1 protein-coding gene and 1 pseudogene are annotated in these 2,460 nt (G+C 61.8%); one reads left to right on the forward strand and one right to left on the reverse strand.

Annotated features, from left to right (window positions below; all coding sequences use genetic code 11):
- The first annotated feature begins 217 nt into the window (after positions 1–217).
- Positions 218–916 (forward strand): annotated as a pseudogene (locus EOA27_RS31870) (HPP family protein).
- A 187-nt stretch (positions 917–1,103) separates the two neighbouring features.
- Here the strand turns inward: EOA27_RS31870 and EOA27_RS31875 are convergent.
- Positions 1,104–2,165, reverse strand: coding sequence for an Ldh family oxidoreductase (locus EOA27_RS31875; RefSeq protein WP_127258169.1), 1,062 nt, complete (start codon positions 2,163–2,165; stop codon positions 1,104–1,106).
- Positions 2,166–2,460 lie beyond the last annotated feature (295 nt).

The following is a 2,460-nucleotide window of genomic DNA, read 5'->3' on the forward strand; positions in this document are numbered from 1 at the left end:
GCAACGAGTTGGTGCCCGAACAAGCCGTCGCGGACGTCAAGGCAGGTGGCGTTTTCTTGCATGGCCTTGGTCTAGTCTAGCGGCATCCAACGCCTGGCTCCCTCGCGCAATAATATTCTCCCGTGCGGCGACTTTCCGAATTGGCTTGACTTCCAAATCTGTGGCTTCAGCCGCATTGCAGACTGCAGAAGTTCCAACACTCGCCCCAGGGCTTACCATGGCCTTTCGCCTCTTTGTTCCGACCCTTGCCGGCGCGACGCTACGTGAGCGGCTGCTCGCCTGCATCGGCGCCACGATCGGCATTGCGCTGACCGGCGTGATCAGCGGGCTCGCCATGGGCGGAGGCCCGCATGTGGCGCTGCTGGTCGCCCCGATGGGCGCCTCCGCCGTGCTGCTCTTCGCCGTGCCGTCGAGCCCGCTCGCGCAGCCCTGGTCGATTATCGGCGGCAATTCGATCTCCGCACTGGTCGGCGTGACAGTGGCGCATTTCGTGCACGACCCGGTGATCGCGTCGGGCCTCGCTGTGGCGCTGGCGATCGCCACCATGTCGTTCGCGTAGCCTGCATCCGCCGGGCGGTGCCGCGGCGCTGACGAAGCGCGAAAGCAGCTTCTCGACCACAACGTCCGCACCTTGCCAGTGGTCGATTCGGACGGCCGGCTGGCCGGCGCCGTGGGCTTGCGTGAGCTGACTAAGGAGGCCGATGCGGTGAAGGGCGTTATGTCGAAGATTGCTACCGCCTCTCCCGACACGCCGGCGATGCGTTTGCTCCCCGTGCTCACCGACGGCCGCAGCCATGCCGTGGTCATCGTCGATCCCGAGCGGCGCCTCCTCGGCCTGATCACCCTGACCGACCTGCCGGCGGCGTCGGCGCGCGTGCAGGCGGCAGACAAGTCGCCGCTCAAAGCAACGGCATAGCGGCCCAACCGCGTGGACAAGAATCGGAGGTGGGCGGGCAATCACTCGCGGTCTCGAATAAGGGAGCAGTCCTTCCAGGCTTTCGGCGACCTTTCCGGCGCACACGAGCGCCAAAGTCCGCGTAGCGCAATGCGTCAGGCGGCAAACAATTCCTGTAGCCAGAGGCCACTATCCAGCTAATTTTTCATCACGATCGGGCAATCGGCGCTGGAAACGCACAGTCGAGCCGCTCCGCCCAAGGGCGGATATCATCCAGGATGGAGTCGAGAAGACGGACACCATCGCGCAACTGATCGCGCTTGAGCATCAAAGCGCGATCACCCGGAACACGCACCGGATCACTACCCGGGGCAACTCGACTTGCTCGGCAGCGTTGAGCGAGAAATCGCATCTCACGTTCGAAAACAGCGCGTCCGGCGAAATGGGTTGGGTCGAGAACCTGGACGAACAGGGCGTTCGCTTCTCCGGTTTCAGCTCCCTCGGCCCGTCCATATCCGCCCAGCGCTGCTGTCAGGGCCTCTGTTAGGAAAACTAAGCCAGTTCCTTTGTGACCCTGCTCGATGCCGCCGAGCGGCAAGATAGCACCGCCAGCCGCAAAATCGGCCGGATTCGCACTGACGTCGCCATCCGGACGCATGATCATCGGGTAGGGCAGCATCGTTCCCTGACGTTGGGCTCGGTTCATCGGACCCTGAGCCGACATCGCCAAGGTGGTGTCAATCAGGATCGGTGCTTCCCCGGTAGGAATGCCTGCGGCAAACGGATTGCAGGAAAAAATTGGCGTCAGGCCGCCGTGAGCAGCTACGACGGCCTCGGCCGGCGTGCTCACGGTCATCATGACCATCATGCGCCGATCGGTCCCGCGCTCGAGATAAGAGGCGAGGCATGCAACGTGCTGCGTTCGACGCACCACAACTGAGCCCAGCCCGTTCTCGGCGGCCATTTCACAAGCACGGTCCACGGCCTGAGCAGCCACCCATGGCCCGGGGAGAAAATCCGCATCCCAAGTTTCGCAACATCGGGTCGCCTGCAGCACTATATGTCGGCCGTCGGGATTAGTTTCTCCCTTCAGCAGCCAATCGCAGTTGCTCGGCAGACGCTGCACTCCATGAGTGGAATAGCCAAGCAGATCGGCTTCTAGAAATTGCCGCGCTACCACTTCAGCGCGCACTTGAGGCAGACCGGCGCGGGTCAGCAGCTGCGAGGAAAAGCTGAGAAGATCCTGATAGGCATACCGCTGCGCTGTCATTTGACTCTGTCAAAGTTGCTAAGAGACTAGGTCAAGCCGAGCCGGCCTGTCCGTGTTGACTCGTAAGGCGCGGTTACGCTCTTGAGGAAGAGGCTTCATCGAAGGTCCATCGCGTTAGCAAAGGGGCGATGTCCAAGCTCCGATGATCTGTTGTGTAGGTCATAACCGGGAAAGCTGATGAAACTATACCGCCGTCGCTAGCTGGGTCAATCGCCACGAACGACGTCGCCGCGAACTACATTCTCGTGATCAGAGGTCCAAACAGCCGTACCTATAGCCACGTTTAGTCCTTATC

The sequence above is a fragment of the Mesorhizobium sp. M2A.F.Ca.ET.037.01.1.1 genome, from assembly GCF_003998075.1.
Taxonomy (GTDB): domain Bacteria; phylum Pseudomonadota; class Alphaproteobacteria; order Rhizobiales; family Rhizobiaceae; genus Mesorhizobium.